Below are 21,190 nucleotides of genomic sequence, written 5' to 3'. Positions count from 1 at the left end.
CCCAGCCTGCCTCCCGGCAGATACGGCTTGAGGACCGGAGGAGCATGAAGCTCATCCCGGAAGGGCCCACCCGGGTTCTGGTCGTCGAAGACGAAGGCATCGTCGCCCGGGACATTACGAACATCCTGGTAAGGCTCGGCTACGAGGTCGCCGCCGCGGTCTTCTCGGGGGAGGAGGCCGTGGATGCGGCCGAGAGAGCCAGGCCCCATCTGGTCCTCATGGACGTGGTGCTCCAGGGGGAGATGGACGGCATCACCGCCGCCCATCACATACGCGAGGCCCTGGACATCCCGGTCATCTACCTGACCGCCTATGCCGACCACGGCACCCTCGAGCGGGCCAAGTTCACGCAGCCTTATGGCTATCTCCTCAAGCCCTTCGAGGAAGTGGACCTGCGCTTCTCCATCGAGATGGCCCTGTACAAGCACCACATGGAGACCGAGCTCCGGAGGAGCCGCGAGCAGTACAAGTCCCTCCTGGAGTCGGCCGGGGCCGCCCCATGGGAGCTGGACCTCGGGAGCATGGCCTTCACCTACATGGGCCACCAGGTGACGGCCATGCTGGGCTATCCCCCGGAGGAATGGACGGATTTCACCTTCTGGCAGGGATGCATCCACCCCCACGACGCCCCCTGGGTGGTCAAGACCTGCCTCGACGCCATCCGGCTGGGCCGGGACCGGGAGACACACGAGATAGAGTACCGGATGCTCTCCCGCGGCGGCCGGGAGGTCTGGGTGCGGGACATCGTCACCCTGGCCAGGGAAGAGGGAGTCCGGAAGCTCCGGGGGTTCTTCTTCGACATCACCCGGAGGAAGCAGGCGGAGATGGAGAGGGAGAGGCTCATCGCGGAGCTTCAGGACGCCCTGGGCAAGATAAAGACCCTCCGGGGGCTCCTGCCCATCTGCGCCTGGTGCAAGAGAATCCGGGACGACCACGGCTACTGGAACCAGGTGGAGAGCTACGTCCAGGAGCACTCGGAGGCGGAGTTCACCCACGGGATGTGTCCCGAATGCGAGGCCAGGCTTCAGGGTGAGCTGGACGAAACGCTCCCGGGGGAAGGCTGAGCCGGCCCCCTCCTTCGGGGCAGAGAGACCGTGAAGGTGGTCCCCTCCTCGCCGCTTGAGACGTCCATGGCCCCCCCGTGGCTGCTTACGATGCGATGCACCAGGGCCAGCCCCAGGCCGGTGCCTTTCTCCTTTGTGGTGTAAAAGGGCAGAAATATCTTCTCCCTGAGCTCCCGGGGGATGCCGTGGCCCGTATCGGAGACCGTGATGAGAACCCCGGAGCCCTCGGCCCGGGCCGTAAGCGAAAGCCGCCCCCTTCCCCCCATGGCGTGCACGGCGTTGTCCGCCAGGTTGGTAAGGGCCTGTCTGAGGAGAACCTGGTCACCCTCGACCGCAAGGGCGGAGTCGGCCCGAAGGACAAGCTCCACGTCCCCGCCCTCCCCCAGAACGCTCGATGCGCACTCCTCGAGAAGCTCCCTCACGTTGACCTCCGAGACGTCCGGCTCCCGGGGCCGGGCGAAGGAGAGGAAGTCCCGGATGATGGCGTCCATGGCCGCCACCTCCCTGGATACGGAGGAAACGATGGGGCTCAGGGAGGGGTCCACCTTCTTGCCCAGCATGCTCATGTAGCCGTGGATGACCCCCATGGGGTTTCTGAGCTCGTGGGCGATGCCGGCGGCCATCTCGCCGAGGTTGGAGAGGTGTTTCCTCAGCTCGGCCTGCTCCCGGAGGGCCTTGAGGTCCGTGAGGTCCGTAAAGACGAGGAGCTTTCCGATGGCATTGCCCGAGGAATCCCGAAGCGGCGTGAGGGTGTAGCCCAGCCAGAGCTCCTTGCCCCCGGCCGTCACGTGCCTGGCCTCCCCGCGCTCCACGGAGTCCTTCTCCCTCAGGGCGCGGCCTATCTCGCCGCCGAGGAGGCCCGCCGCCTCCCGTCCCCCGAGCTCCCCGGCCCTCCAGCCCAGGACGCGCTCGGCCGAGGCGTTGGCCTTCAGCACCCGCCCCTGCCCGTCCAGGCTGAGCACGCCGCTGGGGACGCTCTGCAGGATGTTCTCGTTGTGGTCCTCGATAATCTCGGCCCGCTTCTCGGCCGCCTTCCTGAGGGCTTCGAGCTCCTTCTCCTTCTCCTTGAGGGCCGCCACCAGGGAATGGAAGGTGTCCACCACAAAGCCCATCCGGGTGGTGTCCTCCTCGCCCTTCGCGCGCTTGCGGCGGGCCCGCGCAAGGAGCATGAAGACCCCCGCGGCCAGCGCGGCCCCGGCCAGCACCCCGATGAGGGAAAGAAGCAGGAGGGCGGCGTCAGGCCCCGGCATGGAGATACCAGCGGACGATCTCCCGGCCTACCAGGAGGGAGACCAGGGCCCCCAGGGCCAGGAAGGGCCCGAAGGGCACCTTGGTTTTCCGTCCCCCGCCCCTGGCCAGGACGACGTAGGCCCCCACCACGGAGCCGGACACGCTCCCCACGAAGGTGGTCAGGAGCACTCCCTTCCAGCCCAGAAGGGCCCCCACCATGCCCATCATCTTGACGTCGCCTCCGCCCATGCCGCCCCTGCTCAGGACGGCCACCAGGTAGAAAAGGCCGAACCCCGCGGCCGCCCCCTCCAGGGACATCTTCCAGCCCAGGAGCCGGCCCGGCATGAACGGGTCGGGCAAGAGAAAGGCCCCGGCCAGGAGCGCCAGGGGTATCCAGCTCAGGGTAATCCCGTCGGGGATTATCTGGAAGTCCAGGTCTATGAACGTGATAACGATGAGGGAGGAGACGAAGGCCAGATACACCGGCAGGTGCCATCCCCATCCGAACCGGTAGAGCACGCCGACGTAAAGCGCCGCGTTCAGGGCCTCCACCAGGGGGTACCGCGGCGAGATTGGCGCGCCGCAGGAAGCACACCTTCCCCGCAGGAAGAGATAGCTCACCAGGGGGATGTTGTGCCACGGCCGAAGCGGCTTCCCACAGGAGGGGCACCGCGAGGCGGGCCGCACGATGGACTGGTTGCGGGGGATGCGCCAGATGCAGACATTGAGGAAGGAGCCCACCACAAGGCCCAACAGGCCCACGAGCACGAAGAAAATCACTCCTCCTCCACCACCTGGCTTATCTGCGAGGCGCGGCTCCGAAGCTCGGTGAGCTCCTTGTCCAGCGTTTCCATCTCCCGGAGGGCCTGGACGACTTTCCGGTCCTCAAGGGGGTTGAGGTCCCTGTGCTCCCTCATCTCGAACACTCTCTCCCCGATGCCCTGGGCCAGCTCGGCCCTCCGTCTTTCCAGGTCCCTGGATTCCCGGAGAATCTTGAAGACGGCCATCTCCACCTTGATGCGCTCGGCAAAGAGAGAGGAAAACCAGCGTATCTTCTCGACTCCCTCGTCAAAGCTCTTCTTCATCTTGGCCAGCATGGACGTTCCCCTCCCTTTATCCGGTCTTGAAAAGCTCCATCTTCCCGCGCCAGAACCTCTGGAGGGCCTCCCTGAGAAGGGGTGAAGCGTCAAGCTCCGGGTCCCGGGCCACCAGGGCGAAGGCCTCCCTGCGGGCGGGCTCCACCAGGGGGCCGTCCCTCAGCAGGTCGGCCACCCGAAGCTCCGGCACCCCGCTCTGCCTGGTGCCCAGGAACTCCCCGGGGCCCCGTATGGCCAGGTCCTCCTGGGCCAGGGCGAATCCATCGGTGCTCCGGCGCATGGCCTCAAGCCTCCGGCGGGCGGCCTCGCTCAGCGCCCCGTAGTGCAGGAGGATGCAGCGGGAGGCCCTCCTGCCCCTGCCCACCCTGCCCCTCAACTGGTGCAGCTGCGCCAGCCCGAACCGCTCGGCGTGCACGATGACCATCAGCGAGGCGTTGGGCACGTCCACGCCCACCTCTATGACGGTCGTGGTTACCAGTATATCAATTTCCCCCGCCTTAAATCGCCCCATGACCTCTTCCTTCTCCGCCGCGGGGAGCCGCCCGTGGATGAGGGCCACCCGCATCGCGGGGAACTTCCCGAGAAGCCCCTCGTAGCCCACCTCGGCGGAGCGGAGGTCCGTCTTCTCCGACTCCTCTATGACCGGATAGACCACGTAGGCCTGCCCGCCCCGGCGCACCTCCTCCCCGATGGCCTCGAAGAGGCGGGCCTTGCCCGCCTCGGGGCAGAGCTCCGTGGCCACCGGCGTGCGCCCCGGAGGAAGCTCGTCGATGACCGAGTAGTCGAGGTCGCCGTAGAGGGTGAGCGAGAGGGTGCGCGGAATGGGGGTCGCCGTCATGATGAGCACGTCGGGCCTTTCGCCCTTCAGGCGCATCACCGCCCGCTGCCGCACGCCGAAGCGGTGCTGCTCGTCAATCACCACCAGCCCGAGCTTCCCGAAGACGACCTTCTCCTCCAGGACGGCGTGGGTGCCCACTACCAGGTCCGCCTCCCCGGAGGCGATGGCCGTGAGGGGCCTCTCGGCGGTGCCCCCCGTAAGAAGCACGATGCGCACCGGGAGTCCCCCGGCCAACCGCTTGAGGGTCAGGTAGTGCTGCTCGGCCAGTATCTCCGTGGGGGCCATGAGAGCGGCCTGATAGCCGCACTCCACGGCCCGGAGCAGCGCCAGCAGGGCCACCACCGTCTTGCCCGAGCCCACGTCCCCCTGAAGGAGCCTGTGCATGGGGTGGGGGCTCTCCATGTCGGCCGAAATCTCCCCGCTCACCCGCCTCTGGGCGGGGGTGAGGGCGAAGGGCAGGGAGCGAAGGAGCCTCTCCCGGAGCCCGCCGTCGGAGCGGAAGGCCAGGCCCCGCTCCCTCGTAAGCTCCCGCCTCATGACGGCAAGGCCCGCCTCGAAGAGGAAAAGCTCCTCGAAGGCCATGCGCCTCTGCCAGGGGGTGCGCCAGGCGTTCAGTTCCCCGATGCCGGTGCCCGGCGGGGGGAAATGGATGTTCCTCAGGCTCTCGGCAAGCGGGGGGAGGCCCTGCCTCAGGCGGACGTCCTCGGGCAGGGGGTCGGCGACGTCCCGGAGGTGCCCTTCCAGGGCCTGAAAGACGATGCTCCGGAGCTGCCGCGCGCTCAGCCCCTCGGTGACGCGATAGACCGGCACCACCCGGGCGGCGTGCACGAGGGGCGAGCCGTCCCCGGAGAGATGCTCGTAGTCGGGGTTTTCCATCTCCAGGGAGGAACCATAACGGGACGTCCTGGGCGTGCCGGACAAAACGACGCGGGCCCCCCGGGGAAAACGCTTCTTCAGGTAGGGCTGATTGAACCACTTGGCCTTGACGGCGCCCGTGGCGTCGGAGACGGAGACCTCCAGGATGGAAAGCCCGCCCCCCCTCACCCCGCGAAAGAGGCTTCCCCTCCGGCCGCGCTCGATGAGCTCCGCCGAAACGACGCGGCCCTCTACTGACTGAAGCTCCCCGGCCCTCAGGTCCCGTATCTTTCTGAGGACGCCCCGGTCCTCGTAGCGGAAGGGCAGGTACTGAAGGGCATCCCGGATGCTCCGGATGCCCAGACGCTCAAGGAGGGCGGCCTTCCGGGGGCCCACCCCCCTCAGGTACTGGATGCGGATGCCCGGCTCGTTCACTGGCTGGGGCTCGGCGGATGGCGCGGCGCTACTGCTGCTCCTCCTGCTCCGGGGCTTCCTCCGGCCCGGTCTCCGAGGCCGGCTCCTCCTGCTCCGGGGCCTCCTCCGGCCCGGTCTCCGAGGCTGCCTCCTCCTCGTCGGCGGCGGCTTCCTCCTGCTCCCCGGCGCCCTCCGCGCCTCCGCCCTCGAAAGCCCTGTCGGCCTCCTCCATCTTTATCTTCGAGTACTCGCTCTCGCTCATGATGTCTATGTCCCAGCCGGTAAGCTTCATGGCGAGGCGGACGTTCTGGCCTTTCTTGCCGATGGCGATGCTCAACTGCTGGTCGCTGACCACCACCATGGCCTGCTTCTCCTCCTCGACGATGCCCACCCGCTCGATGGTGGCGGGACTGAGCGCCCTGGCGATGAACATCCGGAGGTCGTCGGTCCAGGGGATAATGTCTATGCGCTCTCCCCGGAGCTCCCGGACGATGGCCTGCACCCGGGTGCCCTTCATCCCCACGCAGGCCCCCACGGGGTCGATGGACCGGCTGGTGGAGTACACCACTATCTTGGTCCTCTCCCCGGGCTCGCGGACCACGTCCTTGATGGCCACCAGGCCCTCGTTTATCTCCGGCACCTCCATCTTGAAAAGCTCGGCCACGAAACGCGGGTCGGTCCGCGAGACGACAATCAGGGGGCCCTTGGAGGTGTCGCGGATCTCCTCGATGTAGGCCTTCATGATGTCCCCGCGCTTCGGGGACTCCCCGGGCAGGGTCTCCCTGAAGGGCAGGACGGCGTCCGTCTTGCCCACGTTGATGTAGTAGGCGCCCTTTTCCCTGCGCATGACCGTGCCGGTTATCACCTGGCCGACCTTGTCCTTGAACTCGTCGAAGATGACCGCGCGCTCCGCCTCGCGCACCCGCTGGAAGATGACCTGTTTGGCCGTCTGGGCGGCGATGCGCCCGAAGTCCTTTACGTCCAGGGGAACCTCCACGGTGTCGCCCACGCCGGCCTGGGGGTCCAGCTTCGCCGCGTCCTGCACGGAGACCTCGGTATCCGGGTCCTCCACCTCGTCCGTCACCGTCTTGGTCTCGTACAGGTGCATGCCGAAGGTCTCCTCGTCCAGCCGGATGTGGATGTTCTCCCTTCCGCCGTAGCGCTTCCGGGCGGCCGACAGGAGGGCCGACTCGATGGCCCCCAGAAGGACATCCCTGGAGACGCCTTTCTCCCTGCTTATCTGGTCGATGACCTGGATAATTTCCTTGGACATCACAGTTCCACCTCAAGCCTGGCTTTCTTTATGTTGTCAAAGTGCACTTCCCTGTCTCCGCCGGGCAGGGCGAGCACGATGCGGTCCGCGAGGACGTCCTTGAGGCGCCCGATAAGGAGCGTCTCGCCGTCCACCTTCTCGCGCGTGACGACGCGGACGAGCTTCCCCACGCTCTTGTCGTAGTGCCCGCGCGTCCTGAGCGGCCTGTCCAGGCCGGGGGAGGACACCTCCAGGGTATAGTGCCCCTCGATGGGGTCTTCCACGTCAAGCAGGGCTCCGTAGTCCCGGCTGAAGACCTCGCAGTCATCGATGGTGATGCCGCCGGGCCTGTCCAGCGTGACCCGGAGGAGCCTTCTTGTGCCCTTTCCCAGGAGCTCCACGTCCTCCACCTCCACGCCCAGCGTGAGGGCCACCTCTTCGGCAAGCTCAAAGAGCTTCTTCTGCAATGCTTCCATAGAAAAACAAAAGAGTGGGAACTCCCACTCTCCTCACAACTCCCACGCGAACTCGATTTGCTCTTTTAGTCTATCAGCTACCTGAGGAAAAAGCAAATGGAAACCATCGGGATTGCTTCGGGCCGTCCGGACGGCCCCGGAAATCCCGGTGTTCTTCACAAGCCCGAAGGCCTCTGATACAATCTGTCCATGGCACTGGGCATGAGGCCCTTGGGAAAGACGGGCCGGGAGGTCGGCATCCTGGGCCTGGGCGGGGAGGGGGTCCTGAGGACCTACGGTTACGAGCCCGAGGCCAGGGAGTTGATAGCGCGGGCCCTGGACATGGGCATCACCTACATGGAGTCGGCCCGCGCGTACCTGGGAAGCGAGAGCTACTACGGCAAGGCCCTGGGGGAGCGCCGCAGCGAGGTCTTCCTGGCCAGCAAGTCGCACGCCCGCGAGGCGAAAGAGGCCCGGGAGCACCTGGAGACGACGCTCGGGAGCATGAGGACCGATTACCTGGACCTCTGGCAGCTCCACGACATGCGGAGCATGGAGGAGGTCGACCGGGTTCTGGCCCCGGGCGGAGCCCTGGAGGCCTTCGCCGAGGCGCGCCGGCAGGGTCTCGTGCGTTTTGTGGGAGTGACCGGGCATCACGACCCGGCGGTCGTTCTCGCATGCCTGAAGGGGTTCGACTTCGACACGGTCCTCATCCCCGTCAACCCCGCAGAGCACGCCTACCGGAGCTTCCTGGCCGACGTCCTGCCTTTCGCCCGGCGGAGCAACGTGGGCGTCATCGGCATGAAGGTCTACCTGAGGGGGCTGGTCTCCGGGCTCCCCTGGTTCGAGAGTATGGAGCCCTTCATGCGCTATGCCCTCTCCCAGCCGGTGAGCACCGTGGTGGTGGGCTGCGACGACACGGCCCAGCTTGTGGAAAACGTGCGGTTTGCCGAGAGGTTCGAGCCCATGACGGACGAAGAGGCGTCCTCTTTCGAGCAGGAGGTTGGCTCGTACGCACGGGAGCTCATGTACTACAAGCCCCAGGGCACGCCATAGTCCGGGAGCCACGTGTCAACCGGCCGGCAACCTCGTGATTGAGCCGACGACGAAAAGAAAACCCCTCATATTGGCGCTCCTTGCCGCTGCCCTGCTTCTGGCCGGCCCCGCCCTGCCTCAGCACGAGGAGCACGGGGAGGCAGAGCAGGCGCCCCCGCGGCCCTATCTCGTCCAGGTCGGGGCCCTGCCCGGCGTCACCTGGGCCGACGACATCCATCCCATATTCGTCCGGAACAAGTGCGGCCACTGCCATACCCGCGGCAAGGAAATCATCATGGAGGGCCTGGAGCCCTACGCCCTGGGCCTCATCGACCCCGGGTACGAGGACAATGCCTTCTACAGCTATCACGAGCTGGTCTACGCCGAAGGGCCTCCCGTCAAGATGAAGGGCGAGACCCTCCGGGACGGGCAGTGCTGCTGGCCCCGGGGCTATCCGGACCGCAAGCAGAGGCGCATCTGGGTGGGGCATGCGGAGCGGAGCGTCATCATCCGCAAACTGGAGAGGGACTATTACGACTGGGAACATCCGCCGCGCTTCCGCGAGCAGGCCCTCCGCCTTCACTGGGGGCTCCCCATGCCCTGGGCGGCGTCTGCCGCGGAGGCGGTCAGAAAGGGCAACCGGGAGCTCCACGTGAGCTTCCCCCGCAGGGTGGTCCTCTACAGCTACCTCTGGCTCGGCAAGGAGCACCCGGAGTTCGTCACCCTGCCGCCGCGCATACCGGAGAGGGACAGGGCGCTTCTGCGCTACTGGATAAACAACAGCCTCCAGCTCGAGAAGGACGCCTCCATAAAGGTGCTCGTCATAGACCCCGAGGCCGGCCCGGTACAGGGCGCTCGGGTCCGCCTGGTGGGAAACTTTACCAACGCCCGGAGGCGGGAGGTCTACGACAAGATGGCCCTCGTCACCGATCGGAGAGGCGAAGCCACCCTCACCCTGCCCGCCGCGAGCGTGGTCAGCCGGTTCTGGTTCGCCTCGGCCAGCAAGGGGGACAGGCGGACGGACTTCGACTATGTCACGGTCACCCCGGGAGAGGAGGCACGGCTGGTCATCCCCTTCCGGTGAGGGCCCTCCGGTTTTACTCCTCCGGGTCCCTCAGGACGGCGCCGGTGCCGGCGGAGGTGACCAGATGGGCGTACCGGGCAAGCCAGCCGCGCGCCGCCCGGGGCTCGGGCCGCTTCCACCGGCCGGCCCTCCGGCCGAGCTCCTTCTCCGGCACGAGCAGCTCCAGCTTTCTTCGGGGGATGTCTATGCGGACGGAGTCTCCGTCTTTCACCAGGGCGATGGGACCGCCCTCCATGGCCTCGGGCGAGACGTGCCCGATGCAGGGCCCCCGCGTGCCGCCGGAGAACCTGCCGTCGGTAATCAGGGCCACGGACTCGCTCAACCCCATGCCCGCGATGGCGCTGGTGGGAGAGAGCATCTCCCTCATGCCGGGGCCTCCCTTGGGTCCTTCGTAGCGGACCACCACCACGTCTCCGGAGGAGACCTTGCCGCCCATGATAGCCCGCATGGCCTTCTCCTCGGCGTCGAAGACCCGGGCCTTGCCCTCAAAGCGCATCATGCCCTCGCTGACGGCCGACTGCTTGACCACGGCGCCCTCCGGGGCCAGGTTGCCCCTCAGGATGGCTATCCCGCCTTCCTTGTGGTAGGGCCGCCCGAGGGGGCGGACGACCTCCTCGTCCCGCACCTCGGCCTGGCGTGCGATGTCCCCGGTCTTCCTGCCGCTTACGGTGGGCAGGTTGCGCACCCTCTGGCCGAGGCGCTTCATCACGGCGGGGATGCCGCCGGCGGCGTCCAGGTCCTCCAGGTAGTGCTCCCCGCCGGGCAGCATGTTACAGATGTGCGGGGTCGTCCGGCTCAGCCTGTCGAAGGTCTCCAGGTCCAGCTCCACCCGCGCCTCATGGGCGATGGCCGGTATGTGCAGCACCGTATTGGTGGACCCGCCCAGGGCCAGGTCGACCATGATGGCGTTCTCGAAGGCCCCCTGGGCCATGATGTCCCGGGGGCTTATGCCCCGGCGCACCAGGTCCACGGCCCGTCGGCCGCTCTCATAAGCGATGCGCCTCTTCCGGGCCCCCACGGCCAGGGCCGTGGCACACCCCGGAAGGCTCATCCCCAGGGACTCGGTCACACAGGCCATGGTGTTGGCGGTGTACATCCCCTGGCAGGAGCCCGCTCCGGGGCAGGCGCACAGCTCGAGTTCCTGCACGTCTTCCTTCGTCATCAGCCCCTTTTTGTACTTGCCCACCGCCTCGAAGGTGTCGTTGACGAGCGAGAGCCTCCTGCCCCTCAGCCTTCCCGAGAGCATCGGCCCGGCGGTGACGACCACGGAGGGTATGTTCGCCCGTGCTGCGGCCATGAGCATTCCCGGGGTTATCTTGTCGCAGTTGGTCAGAAGCACCAGCCCGTCCAGCCGGTGGGCCTCGGCCACGGTCTCCACCATGTCGGCGATGAGCTCCCGCGAAGGCAGGGAGTACTGCATGCCCGAATGGCCCATGGCTATGCCGTCACAGATGCCCGGCACCCCGAAAATGAAGGAATAGCCGCCCCCCGCGTGCACCCCCTTCTCGATGAACCGCTCCAGGTCCCTCATGCCGATGTGGCCGGGGATGAGGTCCGTGAAGCTGCTGGCGATGCCGATGAAGGGGCTTCCCATGGCGGACTCCGGGAGCCCGGTGGCGTAAAGGAGCGCCCTGTGGGGGGTGCGCTCTATGCCCTTGGTGATGGCCTTGCTCCTCACTGTGTTTCCTCCTCCCCGATAATAGAACCTATCTCAAAATTGCTTCCGGCTCAGCCCCGAAAAGTCGTGCGACTTTTCGGGGACCCCTGGCCGAAAGAGGCCTAAATAGCGGCATGCGGCGTCCTGAAGAGAAAATCGTCCTCAACGCAGCGTTGCTGCGCCTCCGGGCGATTTCCCCTTCCCTCCTTGTCTGCCGCCATTTATTCTCTCTTTCGCTTCGAAATCAATTTTGAGACAGGTTCTAAAGAAAAACCGTTTTCGGCCGGGATGCCCCTTGCGCGTACACATCCCCTCTGCGACCCCCGGCGGGTCGAAAAAAAGGGGAGACAGGCTGTGCCGGTCAGCCCTCAGGCGCCGGCCGCTTTACGAATGCGCCACCTTGTATTGACGGATGAAATCGGCCATCCGGTCTTTCATTTGAAGTTTTACTTTCTGAAGGGTCTTCTTTTCGTGCTCTTCCTCGGGAGTGAGGTAGACCCGCCTGTTTATCCGGGAGATTTTCTCCTTCAGGTTGCGGTGCTCATCGAAGACCTTCCGGAACTCCTCATTCTCCCTCCCGAGGACCTCTGCGATTTCGTTCTCCGTCAATGCGTACCTCCTTGTCTCTGAGGTGCATACGAAGCCCCGGCCCGGAAAAAGGCCGGCAAGCACTCCCCTTGCCCCATATGTGCCATTGCCCGCCGTCGACGGGCGCGGCGATGCCTTGCTCTTTTCCTCCGAGACGAACACGTTTCTCACAACACCTCCGCCACTATTTTCTCCGCGAGCCGATAAGAGTTCGCGATGCAGTCATTGACGCTTATCCCGCCGAAGGCGTTCCCCGTGATATAAAGGCCCGGGTGGCGCTCCGTCACGGCCTCCACGGCCCGGCACCGCTCCTGGTGCCCCAGCGTGTACTGGGGGATGGCCTGCTCATGCCTGTAAATGCGCACCAGGTCGGGCTCCCCCCGGATGGTGAGGACGCCCTTGAGCTCCGAGAGCACCATGTCCAGGAGCTTCGCGTCCTCCTGAAGGGCCAGCTCCGGCGCCCTCTGGCCCCCCACCATGGTCCTTAAAAGCACGTGGCCCTCGGGGGCCCTGTTTTCGAAGACGCTGGAGTCATAAAGGGTGCCCAGGATCTTCCTTTTCTCCCGGTAGGGGACCAGAAACCCGAAGGCCCCGAGGTCCCCCTGCACGTTCTCCCGCCTGAACCCCGTGCAGAGCACCGTGACGGCGGGATAGGGTATGTCCTCCAGGACGCCCGCCACCCCGGGCTCCAGGTCCCTCAGGATGCCCGCCCCCTGGTGGGCCGGAACGGCCAGGACCACCGCGTCGGCCTCCAGCCGGGAGCCGTCCGAAAGGGTGAGGGCGTAGCCGCCGGAGAGCCTCTCGATGCTCACGGCCCTGCTTTTCGTGTGCACCACGCCTCCCAGGGCGCCGTGGAGGGCGTCTATCAGGGCCTGCATGCCGTCCCGGAAAGAGGTCAGCGTCCCTCCCGGGCCGGCCCCCACGGACTTCCTCCGCTTGGCGGTAAGCTTTATCATGGCCTTGATGAGGCTCCCGTACTGCTGCTCCATCTCGTGGATGCGCGGGAAACAGCTCTTCAAGCTCAGGACCTCGGGGTCTCCGGCATAGATGCCCGAGGCCATGGGGTCGATGAAGTTCTCCAGGGCCTCCCTCCCCAGCCGCCTGCGGGCGAAGTCGGCCAGGGACTCGTCCTCCTTTCTCCCCCGCGGGATGAAGGGCTCCAGCGCTATGCGGAGCTTGCTCGCCGGGCTCATGAGGCCCGTGCGCAGGAAGGCCGGGGGAGTTTCGGGCAGGCGCTTGAGGGAGCCGCCGGAGTAGATGTAGCGCTTCCGGGCCAGGTCGGAGCTTCTCAGGGGCTCCAGGGACAGGAGAGAGGCAAGCTCCAGGGTCTTGGGCTTGTTGTCGAGGAAGCCGTTTACGCCCCACTCGCAGAGGAAACCGTCGGCCCTGTCCGACCATATCTTGCCCCCGGGGCGCTCCTCGGCCTCCAGGAGCATGATGTCCAGGTCGCTCCGGCCCCTCAGGAGATACGCCAGAGAGAGGCCCGATATGCCGCCGCCGGCGATGAGGAGCCTCAGAGCCACCCCACCTCCCTGGCCTTGGCAGTAACGAGGTCCTCAAGAGCACTGATGAACAGTGGATGCGTGTTCAGCGACTCGGTCCTCCTCGCGCGCAGGCCGAGTTTCTCCGCCATGCCTCTATATAGTATATCAATTTCGTACAGAGTCTCAATATGGTCCGAGACAAAGCTGATGGGCACGAGCAGAACGTCCCTGGCGCCGCCCCCGGCCAGGGTCTTCAGGACCTCCTCGGTGCTGGGCTCAAGCCACTCGACCGGGCCCGTGCGCGACTGATACCCCAGGTGTCCCCTCACGCCCAGCTTCTCCTCGAGCGCCCGGATGGTCCCCGTGATGTGCTTCACATAGGGGTCGCCGGCCTCGATGAGGCTCACCGGCAGGCTGTGGGCGCTGAAGAGGACCTCGGTTTCGTCCCGCAGCTCCTTCCGGATGAGCCCGGCCAGGGCCTCGATGTACAGGGGATGCTCATGGAAGGAAGACACGGCGGCCCAGTCCATCTCCCTGCCCGCGAGGGCCTCCCGGAGGGCGTCCTCCGAAGAGCCCGTGGTGGCCACGGAGTAATGGGGGTAGAGGGTGAGGGAGATGAGTTTTCTGACGCCGTCGCGCTCGGCCCGGGCGACCGCCTCCCCGATGAAGGGCTTCCAGTAGCGCATGCCCACGTAGACCCGGAAGTTCCCTCGGCCGCGCAGCTTTTCCTCCAGGGCCCGGGCCTGGGCCGCGGTAATCTCCGGCAGGGGCGAGGCCCCGCCGATGAGGCCGTACCACTTGCGGGACCGGGGGGCCTTCAGCGTGGAGATGAGCCAGGCCAGGGGCCTCTGCATGAAGCGCGGCCCGAGCCTGATGATCTTTCTGTCCGAGAAAAGATTGTAAAGAAAAGGCCTTACGGCCTGCAGGGAGTCCGGCCCTCCCAGGTTCAGAAGGACGACCCCAATCACTCCTCTTCGGCCTCCAAATACCCTTACCCTCTGCCGCTCAGCTCGTGCACGGCCTCGACCAGGGCCTGGGCCTGCTCCACCGGGGTTTCCGGGAGAATGCCGTGCCCGAGGTTGAAGATGTGTCCCTTGGCGGCCCTGCCCTTCTCAAGGATATCCCGAACCCGCTCCCGGAGCTTCTCCCGGGGGAGGAACAGGGCGCAGGGGTCCAGGTTGCCCTGCACGGCGGGACGCTTGCCGATTACCTTGACGGCCTCCTTCATGTCGATGCGCCAGTCTATGCCCAGGACGTCGGCCCCCGCTTTCTTGGCCTCCCGGAGGATGGCCGCGCAGTTGTTGACGAAGTAGATGACGGGCACGCCCTCTTTCTTGAGGGCCTTGACGATTCTCTTTACGTAGGGAAGCTCGAACTCCACGAAATCCGCGGGGCAGAGCACGCCCGCCCAGGAGTCGAAAATCTGCACGGCCTGCGCGCCGGCGCGTATCTGTGCCTGAAGATACGCCTCCACCGCCGCGGTGATGCGCTCCATGAGGTCGTGGTACAAAACCGGGTCGCCGTACATCATGCGCTTGGTGGCCAGGAAGTTCTTGGAGCTTCCGCCTTCTATCATGTAGGTCGACAGGGTGAAGGGGGCCCCGGAGAAGCCGATGAGGGGCACCTTGTCCTCAAGCCTCGGGCGCAGTATCCTGATGGTCTCCAGCACGTAGCCCAGGTCGTCCTCCGGCTCCGGCACGGCCAGGCGCTCCAGGCGCGAGCGGGTGCGGACGGGGTCGGCCAGGACGGGGCCGCGCTTCTCGTGAAACTCCACCTTCATGCCCATGGCCTCCGCCACCACCAGGATGTCGCTGAAGAGGATGGCGGCGTCCACGCCCAGGCGGTCCACGGGCTGAAGGGTCACCTTGGCGGCCAGCTCCGGCGTCCTGCACAGGGTGAGGAAGTCCACCTGGCTGCGGACTTCCTGGTACTCGGGCATGTAGCGGCCGGCCTGCCGCATGAGCCACACGGGGGTGTAGGGCACGTCCTCACCGCGGCAGGCCTTGAGAAAGGTGTCGTTCATGAAAAATTCCTCCTGAAAAATCTGAGCACGGCGGATGCAGAGGAAGCGCCGGAGCGCCCCTTCCCTATTTCTCCTTGACCAGCTTCTTCCGAAGCTTCACGGGCACGTAGCCGCAGAAAGGCTCCTCTTCGAGATAGTCTCCGGTGACGGCATAGGCCCGGGCGCGGCACCCCCCGCAGACGTTTATGTACTCGCAGGAGCCGCACCGGCCCTTGTAGCTCTTGAAGTCGCGCAGGTGGCGGAAAAGCTCCGCGTTCTCCCAGATGTCCTTGAAGGACCGCTCCCGCAGGTTGCCGGCGGACTTGGGGAAGTAGCTGCAGGGCAGCACGTTGCCGTCGACGTCGATGAGGCAGATGAGCTGACCGGCGATGCAGCCCTTGGCCCCCCCGGTGGAGAACTTCAGGGTACGCCGCTTGACCCGCTCTCCCTCCTCCTTGGCCTTCTGCAACTGGATGCGGTAGTACTGCGGGGCGCAGGTAGGGCGCACGAGCATGTCGGGCTCTTCCTTCTCCATCTCGTAATGCCACTCCAGTATCTCTTCGTAGTCCTCCCTGGAGATGAGCTCGCTCATGATGTCCTCGCCCCGGCCCGTGGGCACAATCATGAACATGTACCAGGCCGTGGCCCCCAGCTCCCTGGCCAGGCGGTGGACGCGGGGAATCTCCTCCTGGTTCCGCTTGGTGAAGGAGGAGTTGATGATGAACTCTATGCCGTGTTCCCTGAAGAGCCGGGCGGCGTTGATGGTGGCCTCGAAGGCCCCCCTCTGGCTCCGGAAGTCGTCGTGGACCTCCGCGGTGGAGCCGTCCAGGCTCAGCGAGACGATGCGTATGCCGGAGTCCTTTATCTTCCCGCAGACCTCCTCCGTCACCAGGAGGCCGTTGGTGGCCATGCACATCCTCAAGCCCTTCTCCGTGCCGTAGCGGGCTATGTCGAAGACGTCCCGGCGCACCAGGGGCTCCCCGCCGGAGAGGACCACCACGGGCTTGGCATAGGAGGCGATGTCATCGAGGATGCGGAAGGCCTCCTCGGTGGAGAAGTCCGGGTGCCCCTGGACCTCCGCCTCCGAGGAGGAGCGGCAGTGCACGCACCGCAGGTTACACCGGCGCGTAATCTCCCAGGCAATCCATTTGGGGGCAAATTCCGTTATCATTCAGGCTCTGGCCGTCAAACGATGTCTTCCCCGCCCCGAAGGCTCTCCCCCGGGGCCGGGCGCTCCCTATTATACATGGGACTCCACCAGCTTTTCACGCCAGACCGCCTCCTCCGTGGCACGGAGCAGGGGGCCGAAAGTGGAGGGGTCCAGCGCGCTGACGGCGACCGCGCCGTGGCGGGAGGCCAGGCGCCGGGCCGTTTGGGGATCGAGCTTGTCCATCTTGTTGAAGACCAGCACCTCCTCCTTCCCCCCGACGCCCAGGTCCGCGAGGACCTTCCGCACCGAGGCGATGTGCTGCTCGAACCGGGGATTGGAGACGTCCACCACGTGAAGCAGGACGTCGGCGTCCGCGAGCTCCTCCAGCGTGGCCCTGAAGGCGGCCATGAGGTCCCTAGGCAGGTCGCGGATGAACCCCACCGTGTCGGTGACGACCACCTCCCGCTCCCGGGGGAACCTGAGCCGCCTGCTCGCCGTATCCAGAGTGGCGAAGAGCTTGTCCTCCACGAAGGTCGCGCTCCGGGTGAGGCCGTTCAGCAGGGTGGACTTCCCGGCGTTGGTGTACCCCACGATGGAGACGATGGGCACCCCCCGGGCCACCCGCCGCTGCTTGCGCTGCCTGCGGGCCGCGGAGAGCCCCTCCAGTTGCTTCTCCAGCAGGGCGATGCGGTCGCGCACCCTCCGGCGGTCCACCTCGAGCTTCGTCTCGCCGGGGCCCCTACCCCCGATGCCGCCCATCAGGCGGCTCATGGCCGTCCCCTTGCCGGTGAGCCGGGGGAGCCGGTACCTGAGCTGGGCAAGCTCCACCTGGACCTTGCCGTCGCGGCTGTGGGCCCGCCGGGCGAAGATGTCCAGGATGAGCTGCGTACGGTCTATCACCTTCAGCTCGGTAAGCTCCGTGATGGCCTTCATCTGCGAGGGCGTGAGGTCCTGGTCGAAGATAAGCAGGGTGGCGCCCATGTTCAGGGCGTCGATGACGATTTCCTTGAGCTTCCCCTCGCCCACCAGGTAGCGGGGGTTTACCCGCTTGGGCCTCTGAATGACGGTGTTCAGGACGAGGACATCGCTGCTTTCCGCCAGTTCCCTCAGCTCGTCCATGGAGTCTTCCTGCTCGTAGCGGGGCGCCCTGGAAACCCCAATGAGGATGGCCCTTTCCCGGGGGTCCGACTGCTCGAAGACCCGCCGGCGGTTCATCTCCTCTTCCATGGCCCGCACGAAACCGGCCACGTCGAACCGGCCCCTGTGGAGGTCCTCCTCGGTCTTCTCCACTCCCTGGGGGGTAAGATGGGCCACCCGGACACGGGAGAGGGCCTCGTCCTCGACGTCGATGGCCGCCACCAGGTCGAGCCTCAGGGAGGCCAGGTCGGTGAGGTCGTCCCGGCTCAGGGGCTCCCCCCGGAGATGCGTGTGCACGAGGCGCAAACCCCTCAGGGGCCGCCTCCCCAGGGGGAAGGCCTCCAGGGACGGAATGAAAATCCCCCGGGCGTCGCCCACGATGACCTCGGCCACCGCGCCCTCGCGGGTGACGAGAAGCCCTATCTGCCTGTTCAGGGTCCTCGACAATGCCGACAGGGTGCGGGCCACTTCGGGGGTGACGATGCTGCGGGGGGGTATCCTTCTGCGGTAAAGCCTCTCCAGAGCGCTCTTCTCGCTCCGCTTGAGGCCCGATATGTTGCCGTGTACTGCCGGTATGAGCGTTCCTCCTTCTTCACTATTATTGTATCACACTAGTGTGGCGTCCCAAATGTATTTGTCATTGTCCGGCTTGACCGGACAATCCAGAAGTCCTTGAAAAGGCTGGATTCCCCGATCACGTCGGGGAATGACGTTGGAGAATTTCTGCAAAGTATTTCGGGGACGCCACTAGAACCTGTCTCAAGATTGATTTCGAAGCGAAAGAAAGAATAAATGGCGGCAGACAAGGAGGGAAGGGGAAAGACGGTAGGCCCTCAAGAACAAAGGTGCCGGGCCGCCCTGGCAACCCTGGGCGGCGTCAGTTCCAGCTCTTGGAGGCGGTGAGCATGACGATGTGGACCTCGCCGTCCTGCACAGTGGGGTTCAGGGGGGTCTCGGCCCTGTTGTCGAACTGCAGGTAGCGCCACCGGCCCGCCAGGCCCCATCCGCGGCCGAATGCGTACCGGGCGGCAACGTCCACCTGGTTCTGGGCGACCTTCACCTCGGCAAGCTCCACCACGGAGACGGGGATGGAGAAATCCCCGTAATGCGCCCGGCTCAGGGTATGGCTGGCGGAGGTGCGCAGCGTGAGGTTCCGGAGAGGGACCACCTGCACCCCCGCGAAGACGTTGTGGGCCTCGTCCCTGTAACGGACACGGGGGGACAGAACACCACCGGCCACCGCCCCCTGCGTCACCCGGTTCCGGATGTAGGCGTACCCGGTGGAGACGGAAACCTTCTCGTTCATCCCGTAGGCAAGCAGTGCGGCCACCTTGTCCCGCCTGCGGTCCCGGTCCCCCGCATCCACGCCCTCGAAGGAGACATGGTCGCGCCCCTCGAAGAGGACGTCGTAATGGAGGGTCCCCTGGAGCCTCTCCAGGGCATGCCAGGTAAGGGAGACCCTGGCCCGGTCGGCCCGGTCCGGGGAGGTGTTATACGCGGGGTCGTCCACTTCACGATGGGTGTAGCGGACGCTTCCCTTGAGCCTCCTTCGAAGGCGGGTCCTCACCGACAGGGTGACCTCGTTCCGGCTGGTGGTCTCCGGGAGGTCCCAGAGGCGGGCGTTCTCCCGGTCTATCTCCCTGTAGAGGTAATCGACCTTGACCAGGGTGGCCCGCACCCTGTAGGACAGGGAGGTGGAGAGCATCTGGTCCGTCCGGGAAAGGGAAGGCTTGATGCCGGTCAGAGGGGTGAAGGCCGTAAAGCCCAGGTAGTCGTCGGGAAGCGCCGAGGGATTTTCCACATCCACGTCCAGCACCCGGTAGCGCACCCGCAGGGTAAGCCCCTGCATGGGTATGAGCCGGAGGGAGCCGGCCCCCAGGAAAGACTCGGCCTCGGCCCCGCTTACCGTGTTCGTCCTGTCGGTGTCGCTCACCGTGACGGCGGCCACCACCCTGCCCGTGTGGGAGGTATGGAGCCTGACCGTGTTGGTCGAGCCCTCCAGGTCGGGGACAAGGCCGTGGGGAAAGACACCCGCCGGGCTGATGGTGCCCGTGGAGCCCACGGCCGCCGTGTAGCTTTCGGTGGAAAATCTTCCCCCGCCGGAGTCGAACCGCATCTCCGTATGGGAGTACTCCGCCTCCACGGGCCCCAGGTGGCTGTTGGCCCCTACCCGGTACTGCCGCGTCTCCCAGTCTATGTGCCTGCGCTCCGAGACGCGCCTGAGGTCGTTGAAGAAGCCCGACCCGCCAAGGAACCGCTGCTGGACGTCCCCCTCCCGGCTGACGTAAAGGTTCTCGGCGAAAACGTGCAGTGGAAAGGTGTGGGCCTTCAGGCGAAGGAAGGCATCGTCGATGTCCACGTCCAGATGAAACTCCTCCCCCTTATTCCGCCGCTCCACGACGGAGGAGGGGCCGAGGCTCACCAGGACGACGTTATTAAGGTTATGAAAGAGCGAGCGCTTCACCCACCGGGCAAGGACCATGTCGCTGTAGGCATAGCGCAGGTCCCCGTATATGTCCTTCTTGTTGAGGACGTCCGTCTCCAGATGAATCCGGTGCGGGAAGGGGAAGGCCACCAGGCTCACGCCGCCCTGCAGGCTGTCCCTGAGGTACTCGTACTCGGCGGCACGGGGAGACCCCTCCACGCCCACCAGCCTATAGCCGCCCCTGAGCTCCAGATGGGGCGGGATGTCCGGATAGGTATACAGGCCCTCGTCGGCAAAGGCCGCCCGGCCCAGAAGGGCCAGGGCAAGGAAGAAAATGCCCGCCAGAGGGCGCCCGCGGGGACGGCTCACCGGATGAACCTCCCTCTGCCGCCCGGTGAAGGGATGTCGGTCCCGTGGATGCGCGAGTGGCAGTCCGTGCACCGGGTGAAAAAGGCCCCGGCCGACTCGACGGGGGCGGCCGGGTCCGTCTGGTGCCCCTCGTGGCACTGCAGGCAGAGGAAAGGCTGGTTCTCCTGAAGAAGATTGTTATGGACCGAGCCGTGGGGAACGTGGCACTCCGTGCAGTCTTCCATCAGGTCGGCATGCTCAAAGACGTATGGCCCCGCCTTCTCCTGGTGGCACCGGGCACAGGTGGCGGCTACGGTGTCTCCCCTCAGAAGGTTCTCCCCCATGGTGCCGTGGGGCTGGTGGCAGTCCGTGCAGAAGACCTTCTCCTCCGGGACGGGGTGGTGGCTGGGGAGGGAGAATTCCATCCTCTTTTCCTCGTGGCACCCGTAACACATGGCGGAGGTCTCCCGGGGGGCAACCATGAGGTCGGGGCCGGCGTGGACATTGTGGCAGTCCAGGCAGGAGACACCGGCCTCGGCATGGGCGCCGCCGCTCCAGGCGTGGAGGTTGAAGGTGGCGTTTCTGGTGTGGCACTTCAGGCACAGAAGGCTCTGTGCCGGAGGGGGAAGGTTTTTGATGTCGATGAAGGTCTTGTAGTCGCAGGCCAGCTGCTTGCCCTCCTCGGCGGCCTTTCGGACCTTCTCCTCCGTGAGGCCCTCGATGGCCAAGCTCCCCGGGCCGTGACAGGTCTCGCAGTCCACAAGGGGCAGGCCCGTCCGGGGCGACATCTGGGCCCCCATGGTGCTGGCCTCGAAGTCCTCGCGTATCTTGTCGTGGTAGTGGCAGGCCCGCAGGCAGTTGTCCGTGCCCACGTAGTCCGCGTCATACCTGCCCACCAGGAGCTTCTCGTACTCCTTCTGAGGGAAGATGGGCTTGGATGTCTTCAGGGCCTCGCATCCCACGAAGATGAAAGCCACCAGGGACAAGAACACGACGCTGCGGGCCAAGGGCGCTGTCCTCCCCGTCTTAATAAGGTCATCTACTATATTCTTAATGCCACCCCCTGTCAACGCTT

At 65.8% G+C, this 21,190-nt stretch carries 18 protein-coding genes; 3 read left to right on the top strand and 15 right to left on the bottom strand.

The window, feature by feature from the left end; all coding sequences use genetic code 11:
• The first annotated feature begins 44 nt into the window (after positions 1-44).
• On the top strand, positions 45-1,064 hold the full coding sequence (locus P8Y39_03750; protein ID MEJ2191450.1) for a response regulator: 1,020 nt from the start codon (positions 45-47) through the stop codon (positions 1,062-1,064).
• On the opposite strand, the gene P8Y39_03745 is transcribed toward P8Y39_03750, so the two are convergent.
• Genes P8Y39_03745 through rimP form a run of 6 tightly spaced genes read right to left on the bottom strand, consistent with a single transcriptional unit; the run spans position 1,025 to position 7,217 of the window.
• Positions 1,025-2,314: an ATP-binding protein gene (locus P8Y39_03745; protein ID MEJ2191449.1), complete on the bottom strand. Its 1,290-nt coding sequence runs from the start codon at positions 2,312-2,314 to the stop codon at positions 1,025-1,027. The two genes, P8Y39_03750 and P8Y39_03745, sit on opposite strands and share 40 nt — an antisense overlap.
• Positions 2,301-3,074, bottom strand: a complete 774-nt coding sequence (locus P8Y39_03740) for a prepilin peptidase (GenBank protein MEJ2191448.1) — start codon at positions 3,072-3,074, stop codon at positions 2,301-2,303. The genes P8Y39_03745 and P8Y39_03740 overlap by 14 nt, the downstream gene beginning before the upstream one ends.
• Complete coding sequence (locus tag P8Y39_03735) at positions 3,071-3,391, bottom strand: hypothetical protein (GenBank protein MEJ2191447.1); 321 nt, start codon at positions 3,389-3,391, stop codon at positions 3,071-3,073. The genes P8Y39_03740 and P8Y39_03735 overlap by 4 nt, the downstream gene beginning before the upstream one ends.
• A gap of 16 nt (positions 3,392-3,407) precedes the next feature.
• Entirely contained in the window at positions 3,408-5,519 is a 2,112-nt protein-coding gene (gene recG, locus P8Y39_03730; protein MEJ2191446.1) for an ATP-dependent DNA helicase RecG, read from the bottom strand.
• Positions 5,520-5,547: 28 nt separating this feature from the next.
• Positions 5,548-6,771, bottom strand: a complete 1,224-nt coding sequence (gene nusA, locus P8Y39_03725) for a transcription termination factor NusA (GenBank protein ID MEJ2191445.1) — start codon at positions 6,769-6,771, stop codon at positions 5,548-5,550.
• Positions 6,771-7,217: a ribosome maturation factor RimP gene (rimP, locus tag P8Y39_03720; GenBank protein ID MEJ2191444.1), complete on the bottom strand. Its 447-nt coding sequence runs from the start codon at positions 7,215-7,217 to the stop codon at positions 6,771-6,773. Before rimP ends, nusA begins: the two co-directional genes overlap by 1 nt.
• Before the next feature lie 210 nt (positions 7,218-7,427).
• Between rimP and P8Y39_03715 the strand changes: the two genes are divergently transcribed.
• Positions 7,428-8,261 (top strand): aldo/keto reductase, encoded by an 834-nt coding sequence (locus P8Y39_03715; protein MEJ2191443.1) that lies wholly within the window; start codon positions 7,428-7,430, stop codon positions 8,259-8,261.
• 70 nt (positions 8,262-8,331) lie between these two features.
• Positions 8,332-9,324, top strand: a complete 993-nt coding sequence (locus tag P8Y39_03710) for a carboxypeptidase-like regulatory domain-containing protein (GenBank protein ID MEJ2191442.1) — start codon at positions 8,332-8,334, stop codon at positions 9,322-9,324.
• A gap of 13 nt (positions 9,325-9,337) precedes the next feature.
• Here the strand turns inward: P8Y39_03710 and ilvD are convergent, their stop codons facing one another.
• The 9 genes from ilvD to P8Y39_03665 form a co-directional block, all read right to left on the bottom strand.
• Positions 9,338-11,002: a dihydroxy-acid dehydratase gene (gene ilvD / locus P8Y39_03705; GenBank protein MEJ2191441.1), complete on the bottom strand. Its 1,665-nt coding sequence runs from the start codon at positions 11,000-11,002 to the stop codon at positions 9,338-9,340.
• A 363-nt stretch (positions 11,003-11,365) separates the two neighbouring features.
• Positions 11,366-11,590: a DUF465 domain-containing protein gene (locus tag P8Y39_03700; protein MEJ2191440.1), complete on the bottom strand. Its 225-nt coding sequence runs from the start codon at positions 11,588-11,590 to the stop codon at positions 11,366-11,368.
• A 146-nt stretch (positions 11,591-11,736) separates the two neighbouring features.
• Complete coding sequence (hemG, locus tag P8Y39_03695) at positions 11,737-13,092, bottom strand: protoporphyrinogen oxidase (GenBank protein MEJ2191439.1); 1,356 nt, start codon at positions 13,090-13,092, stop codon at positions 11,737-11,739.
• A complete protein-coding gene (gene hemH / locus P8Y39_03690; protein MEJ2191438.1) occupies positions 13,083-14,021 on the bottom strand; it encodes a ferrochelatase in 939 nt (312 codons plus the stop codon). The genes hemG and hemH overlap by 10 nt, the downstream gene beginning before the upstream one ends.
• A gap of 23 nt (positions 14,022-14,044) precedes the next feature.
• Positions 14,045-15,076 (bottom strand): uroporphyrinogen decarboxylase, encoded by a 1,032-nt coding sequence (hemE, locus tag P8Y39_03685; protein MEJ2191437.1) that lies wholly within the window; start codon positions 15,074-15,076, stop codon positions 14,045-14,047.
• A 64-nt stretch (positions 15,077-15,140) separates the two neighbouring features.
• Positions 15,141-16,226 carry a radical SAM protein gene (locus tag P8Y39_03680; protein MEJ2191436.1) on the bottom strand — a complete coding sequence of 362 codons (1,086 nt, stop codon included), beginning with the start codon at positions 16,224-16,226 and terminating at the stop codon, positions 15,141-15,143.
• A 69-nt stretch (positions 16,227-16,295) separates the two neighbouring features.
• A complete protein-coding gene (gene hflX, locus P8Y39_03675) occupies positions 16,296-17,918 on the bottom strand; it encodes a GTPase HflX (protein ID MEJ2191435.1) in 1,623 nt (540 codons plus the stop codon).
• A gap of 301 nt (positions 17,919-18,219) precedes the next feature.
• Positions 18,220-20,136: an MtrB/PioB family outer membrane beta-barrel protein gene (locus P8Y39_03670; protein MEJ2191434.1), complete on the bottom strand. Its 1,917-nt coding sequence runs from the start codon at positions 20,134-20,136 to the stop codon at positions 18,220-18,222.
• Positions 20,133-21,122 carry a DmsE family decaheme c-type cytochrome gene (locus tag P8Y39_03665; protein MEJ2191433.1) on the bottom strand — a complete coding sequence of 330 codons (990 nt, stop codon included), beginning with the start codon at positions 21,120-21,122 and terminating at the stop codon, positions 20,133-20,135. Before P8Y39_03665 ends, P8Y39_03670 begins: the two co-directional genes overlap by 4 nt.
• Between the last annotated feature and the right edge of the window lie 68 nt (positions 21,123-21,190).

This window comes from Nitrospirota bacterium (assembly GCA_037386965.1).
Lineage (GTDB): Bacteria > Nitrospirota > Thermodesulfovibrionia > Thermodesulfovibrionales > JdFR-86 > JARRLN01.
This window is presented reverse-complemented; position numbering and strand designations above follow the sequence as displayed.